Raw genomic sequence first — 19,554 nt, forward strand, 5'->3', positions numbered from 1 at the left:
AGGCCTGCTGCTGGCCCCTCCGGCGGCGACGGCCGCCGAAACCCTTGAGGAAAGGGTGATCCGGCTCGAAAAGGAACTTGCCGAGCTGAAAACACTTGTTGGCCAGAAGCCAGCCGCAACGGCACAGACCGCTGCCGCTCCGTCCTCTCCGGCAGCACCCGCCGCAAATCCTGCGCCTCCGTCCGGCATTGCGGTAACCACCGCTTCGGGAGTCAGGGCGCAACTCTACGGATTCGCCCGTTTCGACGCATCATACGATACCGGACAGATATACCCCGGCAATATCGCCCTCTGGGCGCAGCCGGTCCAGGCCGGCGGCAACGACGGCGAATGGAACCTGACGGCAGGAGCCACGAGGCTGGGCATCAACCTCAGCGGGCCTGACAGTGAAAACCTGAAGCTTTCGGGCAATATCGAACTCGATTTTCTTGGCGGCGGCACGGAAAACAACCTCAACCCCCGACTGCGGCACGGCTACCTCAAGGCGTACTGGCCGGCTTCGGATTTCAGCATCATAGCGGGCCAGACCTGGGATCTCGTCTCATCCCTGATACCGTTCGTCGATGACCCCGGTCTCATGTGGGCATCGGGCAATATCGGCATGCGCCATCCTCAGCTTCGTCTGACCAAAGGCTTCGCAGTGGCGGAGAGCAGCCGTATCGAAATAGCGGCTGCCGCTTCGAGAAGCATCGGGGAGAAAAACTCGCTGGGAATCGATACAGGAAAAGACGCAGAAATGCCGACCGTACAGGGGCGGATCGCGCTCTCGGCTCCGCTGATTGCCGAAGGCAAACCCGCGACCATAGCCGTTTCGGGCCACTACGGCCAGGAGGAGTGGGACAGCGACCTCAACAACACGCACCTCACCCTGCCCTCATGGTCATGCAATCTGGAACTCCTGCTCCCCCTCTCTTCGAAACTCCTGCTTGCCGGCGAGTATTTCACCGGATCGAACCTCGACGACTATGCAGGCGGGATCATTCAGGGCGTCAACGCAAAAGGGGCTGAGCCTGAGGATATCCGGTCGAGCGGAGGGTGGGCGGCGCTGAAGTACGCATACTCACCTGCCGTGACGCTCAGTATCGGAGGAGGCATCGACGATCCGGAAGACAGCGATCTTGCCGACAAGGCCCGATCGGCAAACCGCTCCCTCTTCGCAAGCTATGTGAACCAGATCACGCCGAACTTCATTTTCGGCCTGCAGCTTTCGAAATGGAACACGGATTATAAAAACGCGCCCGACAGCGACGCCTTCAGAGCCCAGAGTTCGATGACCTACCGGTTCTGAACGTTCATGAAGCAACGCCTCCTGCGGAAAAGCCGATTACCGGTTCCGCAGGAGACGCCGCGAATCAGCGGATGATGATTTCACAGGGCATGGCGGCAAGCACCTCCACCTCCCCGCTTTGCAGCAGCATCCGGTGCATGCGAAGCATCGCACCGTAGGGCGACAGGGGCGTCACCTCCCGCACCACTCTTCTCATGGCCGCCCGTTCCAGGCTTCCGGCGATTCCTTCCGGGTTGCCCTCCATCAGCAGCTGCAACCAGTTTTTCCGTTCGGGATAGAGCAGAATCCTTGGCTGCCGGGTCATATCCATCTTCGCAAGCGACCGGGCCGCCCTGATGGCGTCGAACAGGCCCCCCTCACGATCGACGAGCCCTTTGCGCAATGCATCCCTGCCGGTCCACACCCGCCCCCCGGCAACGGAATCCACTGCAGCCACGGTCATCTTCCTCGATCTTGCAACTTTTCCGATAAAATCGAGATAAATATCGCCGGAAGCACTGACAAATTTTTCGTACGCCTCGCCTTCAAGCGGCTTGAACAGGGTATTGGCGTCGGCAAAACGTCCGCGGGTTGCCACACTCCTTTCGAGACCGATCTTTGCGGCAAGCTCGCTGATCTCCGGCTTCAGGGCGTACACCCCTATCGATCCGGTCTGGGTGAGCGGCTGGGCGAACACCGTTTTTCCTGCCAGCGCGGCCATGTAGCCGCCGGATGCGGCAACTCCCGACATGGAAACAACAAGTGGCTTCTTCACCGCAGCCGAATCCAGCATCTGCAGCATGTCGGACGAGGCAAGCGCATCTCCGCCGGGGCTGTCGATACGCAGCACCAGCGCCTTCACCCCGTCGTCCTGAAGGGCCGCGTCAAGCGAACGGCGAAGCGTGCCGACATCGGTACCCTCGTCACCGCTCATGGCGGCTTCCCCGGCTCCCTGCACAATCGGACCGGAAATCGTGATGACGGCAACTGCATCCCTCTGCGAGGCCTTCACCGGCCAGTCGAGCGTTTCACGGTATGCTCCGGCTGCAACAAAAAGATCACGGCTCTCCTCGGGCGGTTTGCCGGTAATCTTTCGGGCAAGCGAACGTTTCAGTTCCCAGTTCGAGGCAACACCGTCGGCAAGACCGAGCTTTACGGCATCGGCGGCCTTGACAAGGGCAATATTGTCGATTATCGATACGAACGAATCGCGGCTGATGGCGCGACGCTTTGCGACATAACCGGTATAGTCGGCATAGACCTGTTCCAGCAGGGTGCTGATCTGTTCGAGATATTCCGGGCTCGCTCCGGTTCGGGTATAGGGCTCGATAGCGCTTTTGTATTTTTTCCATTGAGCCGCCTGAAAAGCGACGCCGACCCTGCCAAGCGGGGTGGTATAGTAGAGCGTCTCGGCCCGGAGACCGTCGAGCAGAAGATAGCCGCCCCTTTCCACAACAACGGAATCGCATGCCGCGGCCAGCATGTAGTCGCTGTCCTCGGCGGAGTGGAGCCATGCGACGACCCTCCGCCCGCCGGCCCTCAGCCTGGCGATGGCCTGGCGCAATTCGGTGATTTTGGCCGGCGAAGAGTGCACGTTCCCTATTTCGAGCAGAACGGTCTTTATGCGCGTGTCCGTGGCTGCCTGATTGCATATGAACAGCAGGTCCTGGAACGAGAGATCCTCCCCCTGCATGAGAAAAGGCAGCGAAACGGATTCCGCGCTCCGCTCTTCAAGCGAGCCGCCCACAGGCACGACAAGGACGAAGCGGTCGGGAAGATCGTGCGAGGAACGGGAGATCCAGAAGAACAGCAAGGCAAGAATGGCGGGAATAACCAGCGAGAACAGACATCCCTTCTGCAGGCAGCTTTTTCCTTTCATGGCATCTTATTGATAATGGCAGTCAAAGTGGTGAACTCGTCATACGGGGCAACATGCAACGGGACTTTCACGTCGTTCATAAAGCAGGCAGCTTACCTGATGCGCCTCGTTGCCTCCAAGAGGCAGGAGACGGGGCTCCGTTCTGCTGCATTCCGGCATGGCGACCGGGCAGCGGGGATGAAAACCGCACCCCGGAGGAACGTTCATCGGGCCGGGCAGGTCCCCTTTCAGAAGAATCCGCTCCCGGTTGCCGCCGGGTTCCGGCACCGGTATGGCGGAAAGCAGCGCCTGCGTATACGGGTGTTTCGGGTTGCTGTACAGCTCCTCGGCGGAAGCGATCTCCACGATTTTGCCCAGATACATCACCGCAACGCGGTCCGAAATGTACTCGACCACCGAGAGATCGTGCGCAATGAAAAGATAGGTAAGGCCGAAATCCCTCTGGAGATCCTTGAGGAGATTGATGATCTGCGACTGGATTGAGACATCGAGCGCCGAAACCGGCTCGTCGCAGATGATGAATTTCGGGTTGACGGCCAGCGCCCTGGCAATGCCGAGCCGCTGCCGCTGTCCTCCCGAAAACTCGTGGGGATAACGGTTGGCGTACTCGCGGTTCAGGCCGACCGTATCGAGCAGTTCGAGAATCCTCTTCCGGGCGGCATCCCCCTTTGCGATCCGGTGCACGGCAAGCACCTCTCCGAGCATCTGGCCCACGGTCAGTCGGGGGTTCAGGGAGCCGAACGGATCCTGAAAAATCATCTGCATCTCCTTGCGCAGCGGCCTGAAACCGCTGTTTCCCAGCGAGGATATCTCCCGGCCGTCAAAATCGATCCTGCCGCTCACTATCCCGTGGCCGATACGCATGATGGCCCGTCCGAGCGTCGTCTTGCCGCACCCCGATTCGCCGACGAGCCCGAGCGTCTCCCCTCCGTAGACATCAAAAGAGACGCCGTTGACGGCGCTGACCCGCCTCGGCTTGCCTCCGCCGCCTGCCGCCTTGACGGGAAAATGAACGAAAATATCCCTTGCCGAAAGAAGCTGTCGTTGTGGGTCCATCGTTGCGGGAATAGCTGTTTATCGTATTTTTATTACTATAAATTAGTATAATAAAACGCATGCTGAAACTATCATAAGAAACCTGAGCCGCAATCCGGTCTTTACTATTTTGCCTTCTGGACTCCGACATACCGGCACCCTTTATGTGGTTGCAACGCCGCTGGGCAACCTCGACGATATTACCCTGAGAGCCATAAAAACCCTTCAGAATTCGGAAGCGATCGCCTGCGAAGACACCCGGCGTTCCTCCATTTTGCTCCGCCATCTCGACATCAGCGGCAAGCAGCTGATCAGTTACCACGATTTCAACGAACCGGCGGCCATAAGCCGCATCACCCGCCTGCTCGATGATGGGGTCGATGTATCGCTCATTACCGACGCCGGCACCCCGGCCATCAGCGATCCGGGCTTTCTCATGGTACGCACGCTCCGGGAAAAAGGGTTCACGGTGCTTCCGATCCCCGGACCCAGCGCCCTGACCGCGGCGCTCTCCGTCTGTCCGCTGCCGGTCAACAGCTTTCTCTTCGCCGGGTTTCTTCCCCACAAGAAAGGCAGGAAAACCCGCCTGGAACAGCTCGCCTCGCTTGGAGCCACCTTTGTGCTCTATGAATCGCCCTACCGCATAAAAAAGCTGCTCGGAGAGCTCGCCCTGCAGCTTCCCGGCGCACAGATCTTCATCGCCAGGGAGATGACCAAAATACATGAGGAGTATCTGAGCGGCTCCGTCGAGACCATCATCGAAAAGCTCCCCGAAGAGAAGATACGGGGCGAGTTTGTGGTGGTTGTCCATCCCGCAGGCAGCCCAGGCCCCGGGAAAAACGCCTTACCCAACAAGTACGAGGAACATGGAGATCATCACTGAACCCGGCCTGATGCAGGCCGCCGTAGAAAAACTGCGCCTGAACCGGCAGCGCATCGGCGTTGTCATGACCATGGGAGCGCTCCACGAGGGTCATCTCAGTCTGGTGGAAAAAGCCCGCAGCATCGCAGGAACGGTCATCATGACCATCTTCGTCAATCCGAAACAGTTCGGCCCGGATGAAGATTTTCACCGCTATCCGAGGCCCTTCGAGCAGGACGCCGCACATGCCAGGGCTGCAGGCATCGACTACCTCTTCGCCCCTTCACCCGAGGCCGTCTATCCGGAAGGGTTCCAGACGACGGTCCATACGGGAGCCGTCGCCGAAGGGTTCGAAGGAGCCACGCGACCCGGACATTTCAACGGTGTTGCGACCGTCGTCACGAAGCTGCTGCAGATCACCAAACCCCACGCGGCGGTTTTCGGGGAGAAGGATGCCCAGCAGCTGGCCGTAATCCGCCGGATGGTGCGCGACCTCAACATCGACGTCGATATCGTTTCGGTCCCCGTCGCCCGTGAGGAGAGCGGCCTTGCGGTAAGCTCCCGAAACATCTATCTCTCGAGGGAACAGAGGGAGTCGGCATCAGTGCTCTTCAGGGGCATACGCCATGCCGGCATGGAGCTTGAAAAAAAGCGTACCGACCTTTCGTCCATAGCCGCAGAGGTCAGGATGATGATCGAGCGGGAACCCGAATGCCGTCCGGACTATGTCAGTTTCGTCGATGACCGGAGCTTCATGCCGGCTGAAACCGCAGAACCGGGAAGGGAGTACCGGCTGCTGATCGCAGCCTGGGCCGGAGCCGTCCGGCTGATCGACAACAGTCTGTTCAAAACGTGAGGCGACCCCCCGAAAGCGGGTTACCTTGAAACACTTTTTTTATTATATTGAAGGATTGATTGTTTTTCTGTTCTGTTGCCGGAACAAACGGCAGATCCCGTAAACCCGGAAGGCGGCTCATCGAGGCTATGCAAAGGAAAGGGGGAACACTTTTATCACTAATTTTCAAACGATTTCCATGATTATCAACAAAGAAATTGATCTTGGCCAGGGAAAAATAATCTCGATCGAAACCGGTAAAATGGCAAAACAGGCCGACGGCGCCGTTGTCGTCCGCCTTGGCGACACCATGGTTCTGGCCACGGTTGTATCAAGCAAAAAAACACCACCCCCGAATCAGGACTACTTTCCGCTGCAGGTTGAATACCGCGAAAAATATTCGGCTGCGGGCAAGTTTCCGGGAGGATTCTTCAAGCGTGAAAGCCGCCCCTCCGAAAAAGAAATTCTCTCTGCAAGACTGATCGACCGCGCACTCAGACCGCTCTTTCCTGACGGCTACCTCTTTGAGACCCAGATTATCGTAACGGTTATCTCTTCCGACCAGATCAACGATGCCGACGTGCTCGGCGGCCTGGCAGCATCCGCCGCCATCATGGTCTCCGACATTCCCTTCCATAACGCCATGTCCGAAGTCAGGGTGGGAAGAATCAACGGCAAATTCATCATCAACCCCGACGTCAACGAGCTGGTCAACAGCGATCTCGATATCTGTATCGGCGGCACGACAGATACCATCTGCATGCTTGAAGGCGAGATGAAGGAGATCTCCGAAGCCGAGATGCTTGACGCCATCAAGTTCGGCCACGATGCCATCCGCAGGCTCTGCGCACTCCAGAACGAAATGGCTGCGGAAGTTGCAAAACCTGCCCGCCCCTTTGCTCCGACAGTCATTCCATCAGAGCTTACCGAAGTCGTCCGCGGACTCTGCGAAACCCGCCTCAGGGAGCTTGCCTACACACCGCTCAGAAAGGAAGAGCGCGCCGAGCAGACCGCATCCATCTACCGGGAGATCATACAGTCAACCATCGAGCACTTCAAGGCTGCCATCAGCGCTGAAGAGCTTCAGGCCGATCCTTCGAAAGCCCTCTGTTTGAGCGAGCATGTCATCGACGAGCAGATTCATGCGGTAGAAAAGAAAGTCATGCGCCACATGATTCTCGACGATGCAAAACGCCTCGACGGAAGAACCCTCGAAGAGGTACGGCCGATAAGCATTGAACTCGGCATCATCCCGAGAGCCCACGGCTCGGCGCTCTTTACCAGAGGAGAGACCCAGGCGCTTGTCACCATTACTCTCGGCACGAAAAAGGACGCACAGTCAGTCGACAACCTGACGAACAACGCCGACAAGAAGTTCATGCTTCACTACAACTTCCCGCCGTTTTCCGTCGGTGAAACCGGAAGGATAGGAAGTACTGGCCGCAGGGAGATCGGTCACGGAAATCTTGCCGAACGGGCCATTAAAATGGTCGCCCCGTCCGAGCAGGAGTTCCCCTACACCATCCGCATCGTTTCGGACATTCTCGAGTCGAACGGATCTTCATCGATGGCCTCGGTATGCGGAGGAACCCTTGCCCTCATGGACGGCGGTGTTCCCATCAGAAAACCGGTATCCGGCATCGCCATGGGACTTATCAAGGAAGGCTCCGAGTATGCGGTACTTTCGGATATTCTCGGCAACGAGGATCATCTCGGCGATATGGATTTCAAGGTATCCGGCACCCGTGACGGCATTACCGCCTGCCAGATGGACATCAAGATCGACGGACTGGATTACCATATTCTTGAAAGCGCTCTCGAACAGGCCCGCAAGGGAAGACTGCACATTCTCGACAAAATGGAGGAGGCTATTCCCGCCGCACGCGTTGAGCTTGCAGAATTCGCCCCGAGGCTCACGACCATACAGGTCCCGGTTGACGCCATCGGCCTCATTATCGGCAAAGGCGGAGAGACCATCCGCAGCATTACCGAAGAGACCGGAGCGGAAATCAATATCGAGGATGACGGAACCGTGACCATCGCCTGTTCGAACGTCGAAGGCACCCACGCAGCCCTGGCCACGATAAAAACCCTCCTGGCCAAACCCGAAGTCGGCACGATCTACCTCGGCAAGGTCCGCGACATCCGCGACGAGCTTGGCGCCTTTGTCGAATTCCTTCCGAAAACCGACGGACTTGTACACATCTCCGAAATATCGGCAACCGAACGGGTCGCCAAAGTGAGCGACCATCTTAAAATCGGTGACCGGATAAAGGTAAAGCTGGTTGATGTCCGCAAGGATCCCCGTACCGGCAAAACCCGCTTCGCGCTTTCCATGAAAGCAGTCGAAACGGATGCTTCGAACGGCACGGAAAAAGAGAACAACCAGGAAAACAGGTAAAACGCACATTGCGCACAGAAGCAGCGCAGGAAATCCTGCGCTGCTTTTTTTTTATGAAAACCGTTTTTCAGCGAACGGCTGTTCATAATTTTCAGCACACTTTTTATGCTTACAAAAGCAGAAACAGGAATTTGAAGAGAAAAGAAACTCATGCGGTACGATTTTTCAGCGATCGAGAAAAAATGGCAGGCCAGGTGGCAGGAGAACGGCACATTCGGAACTGGTGAAAAGCCTGACAGGCCGAAATACTATGTGCTCGACATGTTTCCCTACCCCAGCGGATCAGGGCTGCATGTCGGACATCTGGAGGGGTACACCGCTTCGGACATTATCGCCCGGTACAAACGCAGCAGGGGATTCAACGTGCTGCATCCGATGGGATGGGACGCTTTCGGACTTCCAGCCGAACAGTACGCAATCAAAACCGGCACCCACCCGAAAACAACGACCGAAAACAACATCCGCAGTTTCAGGGAAACCCTGCAGGCGATGGGCTTCTCCTACGACTGGTCACGAGAGATCAATACGACCGATCCGGCCTACTTCAAATGGACCCAGTGGATTTTTCTGCACCTGTACGACATGGGGCTCGCCTACATGTCGGATGTGGACGTCAACTGGTGCCCGGAGCTCAAGACCGTGCTTGCCAACGAAGAGGTGGACGAAAAGATTGCCGACGGCTATACGGTTGTGCGCCGGCCGCTGCGGCAGTGGGTACTGAAAATAACAGCTTATGCCGAACGGCTGCTGGCCGACCTCGACCTGCTCGACTGGCCGGAGAACGTCAAGCAGATGCAGCGCAACTGGATCGGACGCTCCGAAGGGGTCGAAATCGATTTCGAACTGCGCTGTCACGGTAAAAACCTCCGGGTCTACACCACCCGTCCCGACACCCTGTTCGGCGCGACCTATCTGGTGGTCTCTCCCGAACATCCGCTGGCCGAAAAACTCGCCACAGCGGACAACCTCAAGGAGGTCAAAGCGTACATCAGCGGTGCGAAGCTGAAAACCGAACTCGAACGCACCGGACTGCAGAAGGAAAAAACCGGCGTCTTTACCGGCTCCTACGCCATCAATCCAGCTACGGGAGAACCGCTTCCGGTCTGGATTTCGGACTTCGTGCTCACGAGCTACGGAACGGGAGCCATCATGTCGGTCCCTGCCCACGACAGCCGCGACTGGGAATTCGCCAAAAAATTCAACCTGCCCATCATCGAGGTGATCAAAAGCCCTCATGATGTCAACGAAGCTGTTTTCGAGGGAAAAGAGAGCGTACCGGTCAACTCTTCGAACAACGAAATCAGCATAGACGGGCTGCCTTTCAGGGAGGCGTTCGACCGCATGGCCTCGTGGCTCGAAGCCAGGGGCGCCGGAAAGCGCACCGTCAACTACAGGCTCCGCGACTGGATTTTCAGCCGTCAGCGCTACTGGGGCGAGCCTATTCCGGTAAAACACTACGAAGACGGCACCTTGCGCACCGAAACCGGTCTGCCGCTCACCCTGCCCGAGGTCGAGGCCTATCAGCCATCCGAAACCGGCGAATCGCCGCTTGCCACCATCCACGACTGGCTCTATGGAAGCGATGAACACGGCGCATTCAGAAGGGAGACCAACACCATGCCGCAGTGGGCCGGAAGCTGCTGGTACTACCTCCGCTTCATCGATCCGCACAACAGCGAAAAGCTCATCGATCCGCAAAAAGAGCGGTACTGGATGAACGTCGATCTCTACATCGGAGGAGCCGAACATGCCGTCCTGCACCTGCTTTATGCCCGTTTCTGGCACAAGGTGCTTTTCGACCTCGGCGTGGTCTCCACTCCGGAGCCGTTCCACAAGCTTTTCAATCAGGGCATGATCCTCGGCGAGGACAACGAAAAGATGTCGAAATCGAGGGGCAACGTCATCCCGGCCGACCATGTCCTCCAGAAATACGGAGCCGATGCCGTACGGCTCTACGAAATGTTCCTCGGGCCTCTCGAACAGGTCAAGCCATGGAACACCAACGGCATCGAGGGCATCAGCCGTTTTCTCGGCAAGGTGTGGCGGCTGGTCTATGGCGAACATGAAGACGAAGTGGCAGAACTCTCCCTTGAAGCGATGCCGGAAGAACTTCTGCGGCGCATGCATAAAACAGTCAGAAAAGTCGGAGAGGATACCGATGCGCTCAAGTTCAATACCGCCATAGCCGAAATGATGGTCTTTGTCAATGAACTGCAGCGCAGCGGCCTGCGCAGTAAAGAGGCCGTTGAAACCCTGCTGCTGCTGCTTGCGCCCTATGCGCCTCATATTACCGAAGAGCTTTGGCAGACGCTTGGCCACGACGGATCGATAAGCCGTGAACCTTTCCCGGCATACGACGCCGCTCTGGCAACCGACACCGTTGTCGAGATAGCCGTTCAGGTCAACGGAAAACTCCGGGGGACGTTCAGCGCTGCTGCCGGCACCGAGAAACAGGAAATTCTCGACAGGGCCAGAGGCCTCGAATCGGTCGCCAAATTCCTCGAAGGAAAAACAATCGTACGGGAAATTACGATTCCCGACAAACTTGTAAACTTTGCCGTAAAATAAGCGGGAAAAATCTACAGGAATGTCATATCGTATCGGTAACAATTATTGATAACTATTCTTTTTTTATGTAAAATCAGGATTGTGCATGCACACTCTATCCGAGCCTGTAATTTCCGTACGTCATCGTTCAATCTTGCTGTTCACTTACCTGTGATGTAGATATTCTTTTTTCAGTTAACCCATAAAAACCGGATCAAATGGCTACAGACGAAAAAACATCAACCAATCAGGATTCAATCAGCTCCGTCCTGTCGGAAAAACGCAAATTTCCGCCTCCGGCAGAGTTCTCGCAAAACGCCCACGTCGGATCGATGGCGGAATACGAGAAGCTCTATACGGCAGCTGCTGAAGATCCCGAATCCTACTGGGCCGGTATTGCTGAACAGTTTCACTGGTTCAAAAAATGGGACAGTGTGCTCGAATGGAACACTCCGTATGCAAAATGGTTCAATGGCGGCCAGACCAACATCTGCTACAATGCCGTCGACGTGCACATGAATAGCTGGAGAAAGAACAAGGCTGCCATCATCTGGGAAGGCGAGGAAGGCAACCAGCAGATCATCACCTACGGCGAACTGCACCGCCAGGTCAGCAAATTCGCCAACGTGCTGAAAATCGCCGGCATCAAGCCCGGCGACCGCGTAGCCATCTACATGGGCATGGTTCCCGAACTCGTCATCGCCGTACTTGCCTGCGCAAGGGTCGGAGCTGTCCACAACGTCATTTTCGCAGGATTTTCCGCTCATGCCATTACCGAAAGAGTAAACGATTCGCGGGCGAAACTGGTGATCTGCTGTGACGGCACAAGGCGTCGCGGAAGCTCCATCAACCTGAAGAAGATCGTCGACGAAGCCATTGTCAACACCCCTTCGGTACGCAGCGTCATCGTCCTGAAAGTGACCGGCGAAGAGGTCAGCATGCATGACGGCATGGACCATTGGTGGCACGATCTCATGGGTCTGGCCATGGATGTCTGCGACCCGGTTCACGTTGAATCTGAACATCCGCTCTTCGTACTCTACACCAGCGGATCCACCGGCAAGCCGAAAGGTATCCTGCACACCACGGCCGGCTACATGGTGCATGCAGCAAGCTCCTTCAGATATGTGTTCGATATCAAGGATGAGGATATCTACTGGTGCACCGCCGATGTAGGCTGGATCACCGGACACAGCTACATGGTCTACGGACCGCTGCTCAACGGCGCAACCCTGCTGATGTACGAGGGCGCTCCGAACTACCCGCAGTGGGACCGTTTCTGGGATATCATCAACCGTCACAAGGTCACCATTCTCTACACCGCTCCTACCGCCATCCGCGCCTTCATCCGCGCCGGAAACGAGTGGGTCACCAAACACGATCTCAGCTCGCTCCGCCTGCTCGGCACGGTCGGCGAACCGATCAATCCCGAAGCATGGATGTGGTATCACAAGGTGGTCGGTCAGGAAAAATGTCCGATCGTGGATACCTGGTGGCAGACCGAAACCGGCGGCATCATGGTTTCTCCGCTTCCCGGAGCCACCCCGACAAAACCCGGAACGGCAACCCGTCCCCTTCCCGGCATCATGGTCGACGTCGTGCACAAGGACGGCACACCCTGCCGCGCCAACGAAGGCGGATACCTGGTCATCAAAAAGCCGTGGCCGTCGATGCTCAGAACCATCTATGGCGATAACGAACGGTACGAAAAAACCTACTGGTCGGAATTCGAGGACATGTACTTCACCGGCGACGGCGCCCGCAAGGACGAAGACGGTTACATCTGGATCATGGGCCGCGTCGATGACGTGGTCAACGTATCCGGCCACCGTCTCGGCACCAGCGAGGTCGAAAGCGCGCTCGTCTCCTACGAGGCAGTCGCAGAAGCCGCTGTGGTCAGCCGTCCGGACGACATCAAGGGCAACGCTCTTGTCGCTTTCGTCACCCTCAAGGACGAGTACGAGGGCGATATGAAGCTCCGCGAAGCGCTCCGCAACCACGTTGCCAAGGAGATCGGCCCGATTGCCAAACCGGACGAAATCCGCTGGGCAAAAGGACTCCCGAAAACCCGGAGCGGCAAAATCATGCGCAGACTGCTGCGTGAGCTTGCCACAAGCAACGAGATCAAGGGCGACGTCACCACGCTCGAAGATTTCGGCGTACTGGAGAACCTCCGCGACCAGGAAGACGATTAATCACCTGGAACGCCTTACAGCATAAACAGGAAGCGCAGCCCGAAAAGCTGCGCTTCGCTGTTTTGTGACGCTTCGCAAATAAAACGCCCCGGTCAAAAATCATTCGAACCTGCGGCCTCACGCGGTTCCGGTCATCAGCCATCGGCGACGAACCGTTCAACAGCCGACACAATGCTCTGTACATCATCCGGCGATACCCCGGAAAACAATACCTTCTGCGGATAGATCATCACATTGGGTCCCGTGGCGCAAAGCCCCATGCATCCGGACGCTGAAACCCTCACCTGTCCTTTCCACCCTTTCTCGTCAACAGCCCGCTTCAATGCCTCTTTTACGGGCAGACTGTTATCGTCCGCACATGATTTTCGTGCTCCGCCACGATCATTGGTGCAGACAAAAACATGAACGAGGTATGGAGATTCGTGTTGAACAGCCATGATGCACAATCCTTGTCATTAACTTATTTCACCGAACAACCGGGCCTGAATGCAAACCTTCCTTTTCCCGACGCGGTTGTCACAAAACCATTGCCGGCATAAAGCCGAATCAGGACGTATGAAGGAACATTGTCCGTCGCCAACCAACCAAGGCAATCGGGGCGCTCATCACACTTGATAGAAGCGCCCTTATGAGTGCGGAACACTGGGCGGGTATCATAACCGGATTGTTGCCGAATATCATCACTACTTCTTCAACCGGGAGGCATGGCTATCAGTTCATGAAAACCAGCCACACAACATGTCGGCAGGCGGATAAAGGGTCGAGCGGAGAACACGCATCCGTCCCATGCAACTCAGGAAACCTGTTTGAATGTCAATTCCACGCCGACTGCCTTGAGAACTGCTTTCACGGTCTCATAGCGAGGATGTGCTCCAGGACGCAAAGCCTTATAGAGGCTTTCACGACCAAGACCTGTTTTTTTCGCAATCTCAGCCATACCCTTTGCCCTTGCAACGTCGCCCAAAGCCTCAAGAAATACTTCCGGGTTAGGGTCTTCTGCAGTTGCCTTGAGGTATTCGACAATCATTTCATCGTTGTCGAGATAGTTGGCCGGGTCAAAATCCCGGATTGTCACCGTGCTCATAGTTTCCTTCCTTAATAGCACGAGCAAGTTCTTTCGCCCGTGCAATGTCTTGCTGTTGCGTTGCCTTGGTTCCTCCGACGAGCAGGATATATACCGTCAAGCCGCTCTGCATGAAATAAACCCGATATCCTGACCGGCCATGAATGCGCATTTCCGAAACGCCCTCCCCGACCGGCTTGCAATCCCCGAAATTTCCTTTTCCGGCACTCCTGATCCTCGCAATAACTTTCGCGCGAGCCTGCAGGTTTTTTAACGCCTTCAGCCAGCGATCAAAACCGGCAGTGACTTTAATGGTTATTGCTTCGCTCATATTGTATCCAATAAGATACTTCTCTATTGATCACTCTTGCAACACATTTTCGATAAAACCGGTAATTCCGCAGAAAAAGGCAACCTGAAAACGCCCCGGTATTCCGGAAAGAACCGGATCATTGGGCCGGAAATCGGTGGATAGTTCTTTTTGTGGTCACGCAGTTGTGAACGTCCGCACCCTTATCAAGCGCGGCGCGCCGCTTCGATTGCGGCGATGTCGATCTTTTTCATCTGCAACATCGCATCGAACGCACGCCTGGCGGCTGCGGGATCGGGGTCGGTGACGGCTTCCGTCAGGGCGATCGGCGTTATCTGCCAGGACAATCCCCACTTGTCCTGGCACCAGCCGCACTCGCTCTCATGGCCGCCATTGCCGACAATCGCGTTCCAGTAGCGATCAGTTTCGGCCTGGTCAATGGTTGCGACCTGAAACGAAAACGCTTCGCTGTGCCTGAACGCAGGCCCGCCGTTGAGCCCGAGGCAAGGGATGCCCATCACGGTAAACTCGACGGTAAGCACCTCCCCTTTCGTCCCCGACGGAAAGTCTCCCGGTGCGAGATGCACCGCACCGACGAATGAATCGGGAAATGTACAGGCGTAAAAGCGCGCCGCCTCCTCGGCATCTCTATCGTACCAAAGGCAAATCGTGTTCTTTGCTTGCTTGACCATGTCACCTCTCCATTGTAAGCACGTCGTTTGAAATGCAAATAAAGCCTGTGACAGAGAACACACTGCTTCTTCCAATATTTACATATTCACTACGTTCCATAACCCGTTTCCGCTTCAAAATGTTGCTGATCACTCTTCGCTTTACTGATCCACGTCCTCCAGTGCCATGGCACGTTCTCCACACGCATCCAAACGCCATGAACTTCCTTTTCCCAAGCCATAATATCGAAATGCCTTGTGTTTTTATATCAAAGAAACATATATTGCATTGTTTATTTAAATATTTAGTGACACACCCCACCCATCGGCACACATGCTTCGATTCATTGATAACGATCTTCGGCGCTGGCAGGAAGGAACACGCCGCAAGCCGCTCATCCTGCGGGGCGCCCGTCAGGTCGGCAAAACATGGTCGCTCAAAGAGTTTGGAAGCAAACGATTTGCATCGCTTGCCCTTGTTGATTTTGAACGGAATCAGCCCCTGCGCAAACTCTTCGACGGCGATCTTACGGCAAGGCGCATCTGCTCGGATCTGGAAGTCATCCTGCAGCAAAAGATCACGCCGGGTAAAACCCTGCTCTTTTTTGATGAGATACAGGCATGTCCCCGAGCTATAACCGCCCTGCGCTATTTCTATGAAGAAATGCCGGAACTGCATGTCGCAGCCGCCGGCTCCCTGCTTGAATTCGCTCTTGACGAAAGTTCCTTTCCGGTCGGCAGGGTTCAGTTTCTGAATCTCTATCCGCTCTGTTTCGCTGAATATCTGGAAGCAATCGGCAACGCCCCTGCGGCAGCTGCTGTCATGGGCAATCCGGCTGAAATATCGCCTGCCGTGCATGACCTTCTGCGCGAGGAGCTGAAACGCTATTTTTTTATCGGGGGAATGCCAGCGGCTGTCAATGCATACCTTGAAAACAACTCTCTGCGCGATGCCTTCGAGGTACAAAAAGAAATTGCAGAGTCCTTCAGGATGGACTTTGCCAAATATACACCCAGGGTTGACCGCTTCTGTCTCGACTCGGTATTCACCTCCCTGTCGCAGCATATCGGAAAACAGATCAAATATGCACGCCTCGGCGAGGGGTACAGCAACCCGACACTGAAAAAGGCGTTCGACGCCCTGTGCCTGGCTCAGGTAGCCCGAAGGGTTCCCTCTGCCGATCCCTCGGGACTTCCATTGGGGGCGACAGCCTCCGCCAGATCATTCAAGGCGATCATGCTTGATATCGGCTTGATGCGCCACCTGTCGGGTATGCCCGGTGATATCGAGTATGCAAAAAACGATCTGCTCTCCATCTACCGGGGAGCCATGGCGGAACAGTTTGTCGGCCAGGAGATGCTGGTATCCCAACAGGGCGGTCTGTATTACTGGGACAGGCAGGCCAAAAGCAGTTCGGCTGAGGTCGATTATCTGGCGGTTCTGAACGGCAGGATCCATCCCGTAGAGGTAAAAAGCGGCGCTACCGGCAGTTTGAGGAGCCTTCATCTCTTTCTTGCCTCGTACCCGGAGTGTGGCAGGGCACTGGTCTTTTCCGACCGCCCGTATGCCGACCTTCCTGAGCAAAAAATCACGTTCCTGCCGCTTTACAGCGCTTTTGCCGTCACCAGAAACGAGTAGCGAGAAAAAGATGCCGCTCCCGCTCTTCGCGGCACTGGGCCCTTGCGGTTACGGATTCGTCCCCGTCAGCAACAGAGCCTTGCTCCTGAAAAGCAAGAATTTCATCCCGTTAGTTTACGTAGTTGCGAGCGTCGCATCCTCACTCGCTTCACGCATCCCGTGGAATGAATTTGGGGCAGCTCCGTCGTCGACGGGAATCGTGTAAGTAAATAGGTGTGGCATAAAAATGCTAAAGGTTTGGCTGTTCCTTCGCCGAGAAGACAAAATCCGGGTCGAACCCGAAGCGCTCGAATGCTTCGAACCGAAGCAACCAAGCGAAATACGCGACTTCATCTGCGAGTGCATCAGCGACAGGATGCACAGCCACGAGTCCCGCCGTATCGGTGAACAAACTTCCGTCTTTCACTGCATGGGCCGTTAGGGTGCGATTGGGTGCTGGAAATTTTCCGTCATAGATGTGATGGATGCTCCACTGTCTCCCAGGGAAATCCCTATCGGGCCTTGAACCTTCGGCCAGCAAGAAAGCCATGATCGCAGGACCATTCGATCGGGTGTCGACTCTGATCTTGGCGGCCTTTAGTTCGGCACGTTGGTCTGTAGAATATTTATGGAAGCGGACGCGCACACAGCCCGGCCACCAGCAGTCGCCACGAGCCGCCCACTGTATGAACAGATTCCGGTGATTCCACACGTGGTCAACTACCAGCAAGACCTCCGGCAACACCTGAGCGCGCATCTCATTGAGCCACTTCACGTGATCTGTACCTCCATTGAATCTGCCGAACATGGCCACGGATGAGTAGTGCTCCGCAGCGGAAAATTTTATTTGACGACGCAAATTGTCTGCACCATCCGCTTGTTCGCCCGCCTGCGTTCAGGCATACAAATGGCTAAGGTACTTTGGCTCATATCAATCAGTACAAAATAAGCAATATGGAAATTTATTCCGTGTGAATCCTCTCGATCAATTCCGAATGCAACAGTGATCAGTTACAAGGATGAAGGCATCATTGCCGTGGTTAGCCGGATCTTCCATGCAATTAGTTGACGTAGTTGCGATCGTCCCATCCTCCCACGATAAATATCGTCATTCCCTTACGCCGCTCTCTTTAGGTAGGAATCTGCGGACATATTCACTTGATCGCTGGGGCGAGGGAACCGAGTCCGCTACACGCGCATTTTCGAATCGCCTTTTATGATGAAAGCATTATTTTAAGTCTCTTTTTGGGACTGCAAAAATGCACTTTATCTGGATCAAATTCAGATGGATCGTATGGATAGTAATTTTTTGCACAAACTTTCAACCATTCATTATATGCTATACGTTCAGGGTGATCTAAGTTCGCCAGAATTTCAATCATTCTTTCGTAACCGGGCACCCCACCACAATCCTCTGGAGGGCAGGCCCGTTCACCCTGAATACAGACAGGATATTTAACACCTTTTTCCTTTAATAAAATACCTTCCAGCAAAACATAATGAGACCAGCCGTCACCAAAGTCATAATTGTATATTGCTGATCGACCTGGTTCATTAAAAAATTTTGTTATAGGAGTTTCCCAGCCTGGCAATATTTCCTGAAAACCGAGTTCTTCATCAGGTATACCAATTTCTATATGCTTCTTTTTTCGTGATTCTATCATTCGAAATACATGAAGGTGGTAATCCAACCATCCCATAGAATCTTGTATAGCCACATGAAGGTCCCAGAAAGAGAACTTTGAAGGAACTTGTATTACCCTCCAAATAGTCGGTTCTATTTCAGCGAGTTCAATTTTAAATTGATAAATTAAATCCTGATTCGTCATTTTTTCATCCTCCAAACGTGACCGCGGATGAGCAGTGCTCTGCGGCGGAATTTTTATTTGACGACGCGGAGTATCTGCTCCATCCGCTTGTTATGCTACAAGTTCACGAACCTTTATACCAAACTCCGTTTCCAGGAAATCAATAGTTGTTGGATGACCATCAAGAGATGCTCGCACATGCGTTGTGGTGTAGAGCCCCCCCTTTGCTTTCCACTTAGCCTGACTGCATTCCACGGCGGCAGCCCACGTTACTGGCGCGACATATTCACACTTTTCATCTGACTCAGCGTTGTCAGACATTCTCTGACAGTGCAGATTGTAGCTGAGTAAAGGCTTGCCCTTTATAGTTATCTCTCGGATTGGTTTCGCGCGGTCAGTGAGGACCCCGATACCGACAAAACCGTAATTCTTTAAATATGCAGCCACAACATCGCCTTTTTGAAACCCAAGCATTGCATCACGCCACCGAGCGCCTTGACCGGCCGAGATAAACCCAAACTTCTTGTAGTCGTCCCAGCTTCTGTGAGCCCCCTCACCGATGTTGTAGTAGTAAACCCCCGACTGGTAATCAAAGCCAGAAAGCTCGAGGTGCATGGTGTTGTGAGGCCTGAAATTCTCCGAGTAGTGCCCGGAGGAAATATTTGTCAATTGCCGCCCAAGCTTCCACAACAGTGTTTTTTCTACCAAGAGCGCATCATGTTCGGAGAGATCGCGAGCAATCACGCGGACTATTGGCTTGAGTCCGGCTTTATGTATTGCCGCGATGCGTCGAGCTTTTTCAGAATCAGACGTATCTGAGAGATGAGCGTCTTTCCGGGAACCTCTACCCTTACCGAAGTAAAACTCCTCAAGGTTGCGGGGATCAATGTACACGTAGACGTAATAATTGTTCATAGGCTTCTTCTTGTAGCATAACGTTTGAGTTGCAGAAGTACGCTGCCAATCGGCAGCTTACTGAACTTTATCCTTTTTTTCAGAAAGTAATCTCTATGCATCCGCGATTTTTCAGGCAATAACGATAAGGAAAGGGCTGGCGTTGGGG

The 19,554-nt window shown here is 54.8% G+C and carries 16 protein-coding genes; 7 read left to right on the forward strand and 9 right to left on the reverse strand.

What is annotated here, in order from left to right; genetic code table 11:
• The coding region (locus tag WBP50_RS09215; RefSeq protein ID WP_423933716.1) for a hypothetical protein at positions 1–1,288 on the forward strand (1,288 nt) is incomplete at its 5' end.
• Between the two features lie 64 nt (positions 1,289–1,352).
• On the opposite strand, the gene WBP50_RS09220 is transcribed toward WBP50_RS09215, so the two are convergent.
• Complete coding sequence (locus tag WBP50_RS09220) at positions 1,353–3,146, reverse strand: S49 family peptidase (protein WP_423933719.1); 1,794 nt, start codon at positions 3,144–3,146, stop codon at positions 1,353–1,355.
• Positions 3,147–3,185: 39 nt separating this feature from the next.
• The gene (locus WBP50_RS09225; RefSeq protein WP_423933721.1) at positions 3,186–4,202 is read right to left on the reverse strand and encodes an ABC transporter ATP-binding protein; all 1,017 of its coding nucleotides are present in this window, start codon (positions 4,200–4,202) and stop codon (positions 3,186–3,188) included.
• Positions 4,203–4,311: 109 nt separating this feature from the next.
• Between WBP50_RS09225 and rsmI the strand changes: the two genes are divergently transcribed.
• The 5 genes from rsmI (at position 4,312) to acs (ending at position 13,021) form a co-directional block, all read left to right on the forward strand.
• Positions 4,312–5,064, forward strand: a complete 753-nt coding sequence (rsmI, locus tag WBP50_RS09230) for a 16S rRNA (cytidine(1402)-2'-O)-methyltransferase (protein ID WP_423933724.1) — start codon at positions 4,312–4,314, stop codon at positions 5,062–5,064.
• On the forward strand, positions 5,048–5,899 hold the full coding sequence (panC, locus tag WBP50_RS09235) for a pantoate--beta-alanine ligase (RefSeq protein WP_423933727.1): 852 nt from the start codon (positions 5,048–5,050) through the stop codon (positions 5,897–5,899). Before rsmI ends, panC begins: the two co-directional genes overlap by 17 nt.
• A gap of 178 nt (positions 5,900–6,077) precedes the next feature.
• Positions 6,078–8,279, forward strand: a complete 2,202-nt coding sequence (locus tag WBP50_RS09240) for a polyribonucleotide nucleotidyltransferase (RefSeq protein WP_423933730.1) — start codon at positions 6,078–6,080, stop codon at positions 8,277–8,279.
• 150 nt (positions 8,280–8,429) lie between these two features.
• A complete protein-coding gene (leuS, locus tag WBP50_RS09245) occupies positions 8,430–10,847 on the forward strand; it encodes a leucine--tRNA ligase (protein WP_423933734.1) in 2,418 nt (805 codons plus the stop codon).
• Positions 10,848–11,044: 197 nt separating this feature from the next.
• Positions 11,045–13,021: an acetate--CoA ligase gene (acs, locus tag WBP50_RS09250; RefSeq protein WP_423933736.1), complete on the forward strand. Its 1,977-nt coding sequence runs from the start codon at positions 11,045–11,047 to the stop codon at positions 13,019–13,021.
• Between the two features lie 134 nt (positions 13,022–13,155).
• On the opposite strand, the gene WBP50_RS09255 is transcribed toward acs, so the two are convergent.
• The 4 genes from WBP50_RS09255 to WBP50_RS09270 form a co-directional block, all read right to left on the reverse strand.
• Positions 13,156–13,458 (reverse strand): (2Fe-2S) ferredoxin domain-containing protein, encoded by a 303-nt coding sequence (locus tag WBP50_RS09255; RefSeq protein ID WP_423933738.1) that lies wholly within the window; start codon positions 13,456–13,458, stop codon positions 13,156–13,158.
• 356 nt (positions 13,459–13,814) lie between these two features.
• Positions 13,815–14,105, reverse strand: a complete 291-nt coding sequence (locus tag WBP50_RS09260; RefSeq protein ID WP_423933740.1) for an addiction module antidote protein — start codon at positions 14,103–14,105, stop codon at positions 13,815–13,817.
• A complete protein-coding gene (locus WBP50_RS09265) occupies positions 14,077–14,415 on the reverse strand; it encodes a type II toxin-antitoxin system RelE/ParE family toxin (protein ID WP_423933742.1) in 339 nt (112 codons plus the stop codon). The genes WBP50_RS09260 and WBP50_RS09265 overlap by 29 nt, the downstream gene beginning before the upstream one ends.
• A 185-nt stretch (positions 14,416–14,600) precedes the next feature.
• Positions 14,601–15,086: a VOC family protein gene (locus tag WBP50_RS09270; protein ID WP_423933745.1), complete on the reverse strand. Its 486-nt coding sequence runs from the start codon at positions 15,084–15,086 to the stop codon at positions 14,601–14,603.
• A 313-nt stretch (positions 15,087–15,399) separates the two neighbouring features.
• On the opposite strand from WBP50_RS09270, the gene WBP50_RS09275 reads away from it, so the two are divergent.
• Positions 15,400–16,704, forward strand: a complete 1,305-nt coding sequence (locus tag WBP50_RS09275; protein ID WP_423933747.1) for an ATP-binding protein — start codon at positions 15,400–15,402, stop codon at positions 16,702–16,704.
• 229 nt (positions 16,705–16,933) lie between these two features.
• On the opposite strand, the gene WBP50_RS09280 is transcribed toward WBP50_RS09275, so the two are convergent.
• From WBP50_RS09280 to WBP50_RS09290, 3 genes are all read right to left on the reverse strand, one after another.
• Positions 16,934–17,491, reverse strand: coding sequence for a hypothetical protein (locus WBP50_RS09280; RefSeq protein WP_423933750.1), 558 nt, complete (start codon positions 17,489–17,491; stop codon positions 16,934–16,936).
• A 406-nt stretch (positions 17,492–17,897) separates the two neighbouring features.
• Positions 17,898–18,527 carry a plasmid pRiA4b ORF-3 family protein gene (locus tag WBP50_RS09285; RefSeq protein WP_423933752.1) on the reverse strand — a complete coding sequence of 210 codons (630 nt, stop codon included), beginning with the start codon at positions 18,525–18,527 and terminating at the stop codon, positions 17,898–17,900.
• Positions 18,528–18,602: 75 nt separating this feature from the next.
• Complete coding sequence (locus WBP50_RS09290) at positions 18,603–19,406, reverse strand: LEM-3-like GIY-YIG domain-containing protein (RefSeq protein WP_423933754.1); 804 nt, start codon at positions 19,404–19,406, stop codon at positions 18,603–18,605.
• Positions 19,407–19,554: the final 148 nt, after the last annotated feature.

It is taken from the genome of Chlorobium sp. (assembly GCF_049593655.1).
Taxonomy (GTDB): Bacteria; Bacteroidota; Chlorobiia; order Chlorobiales; family Chlorobiaceae; genus Chlorobium.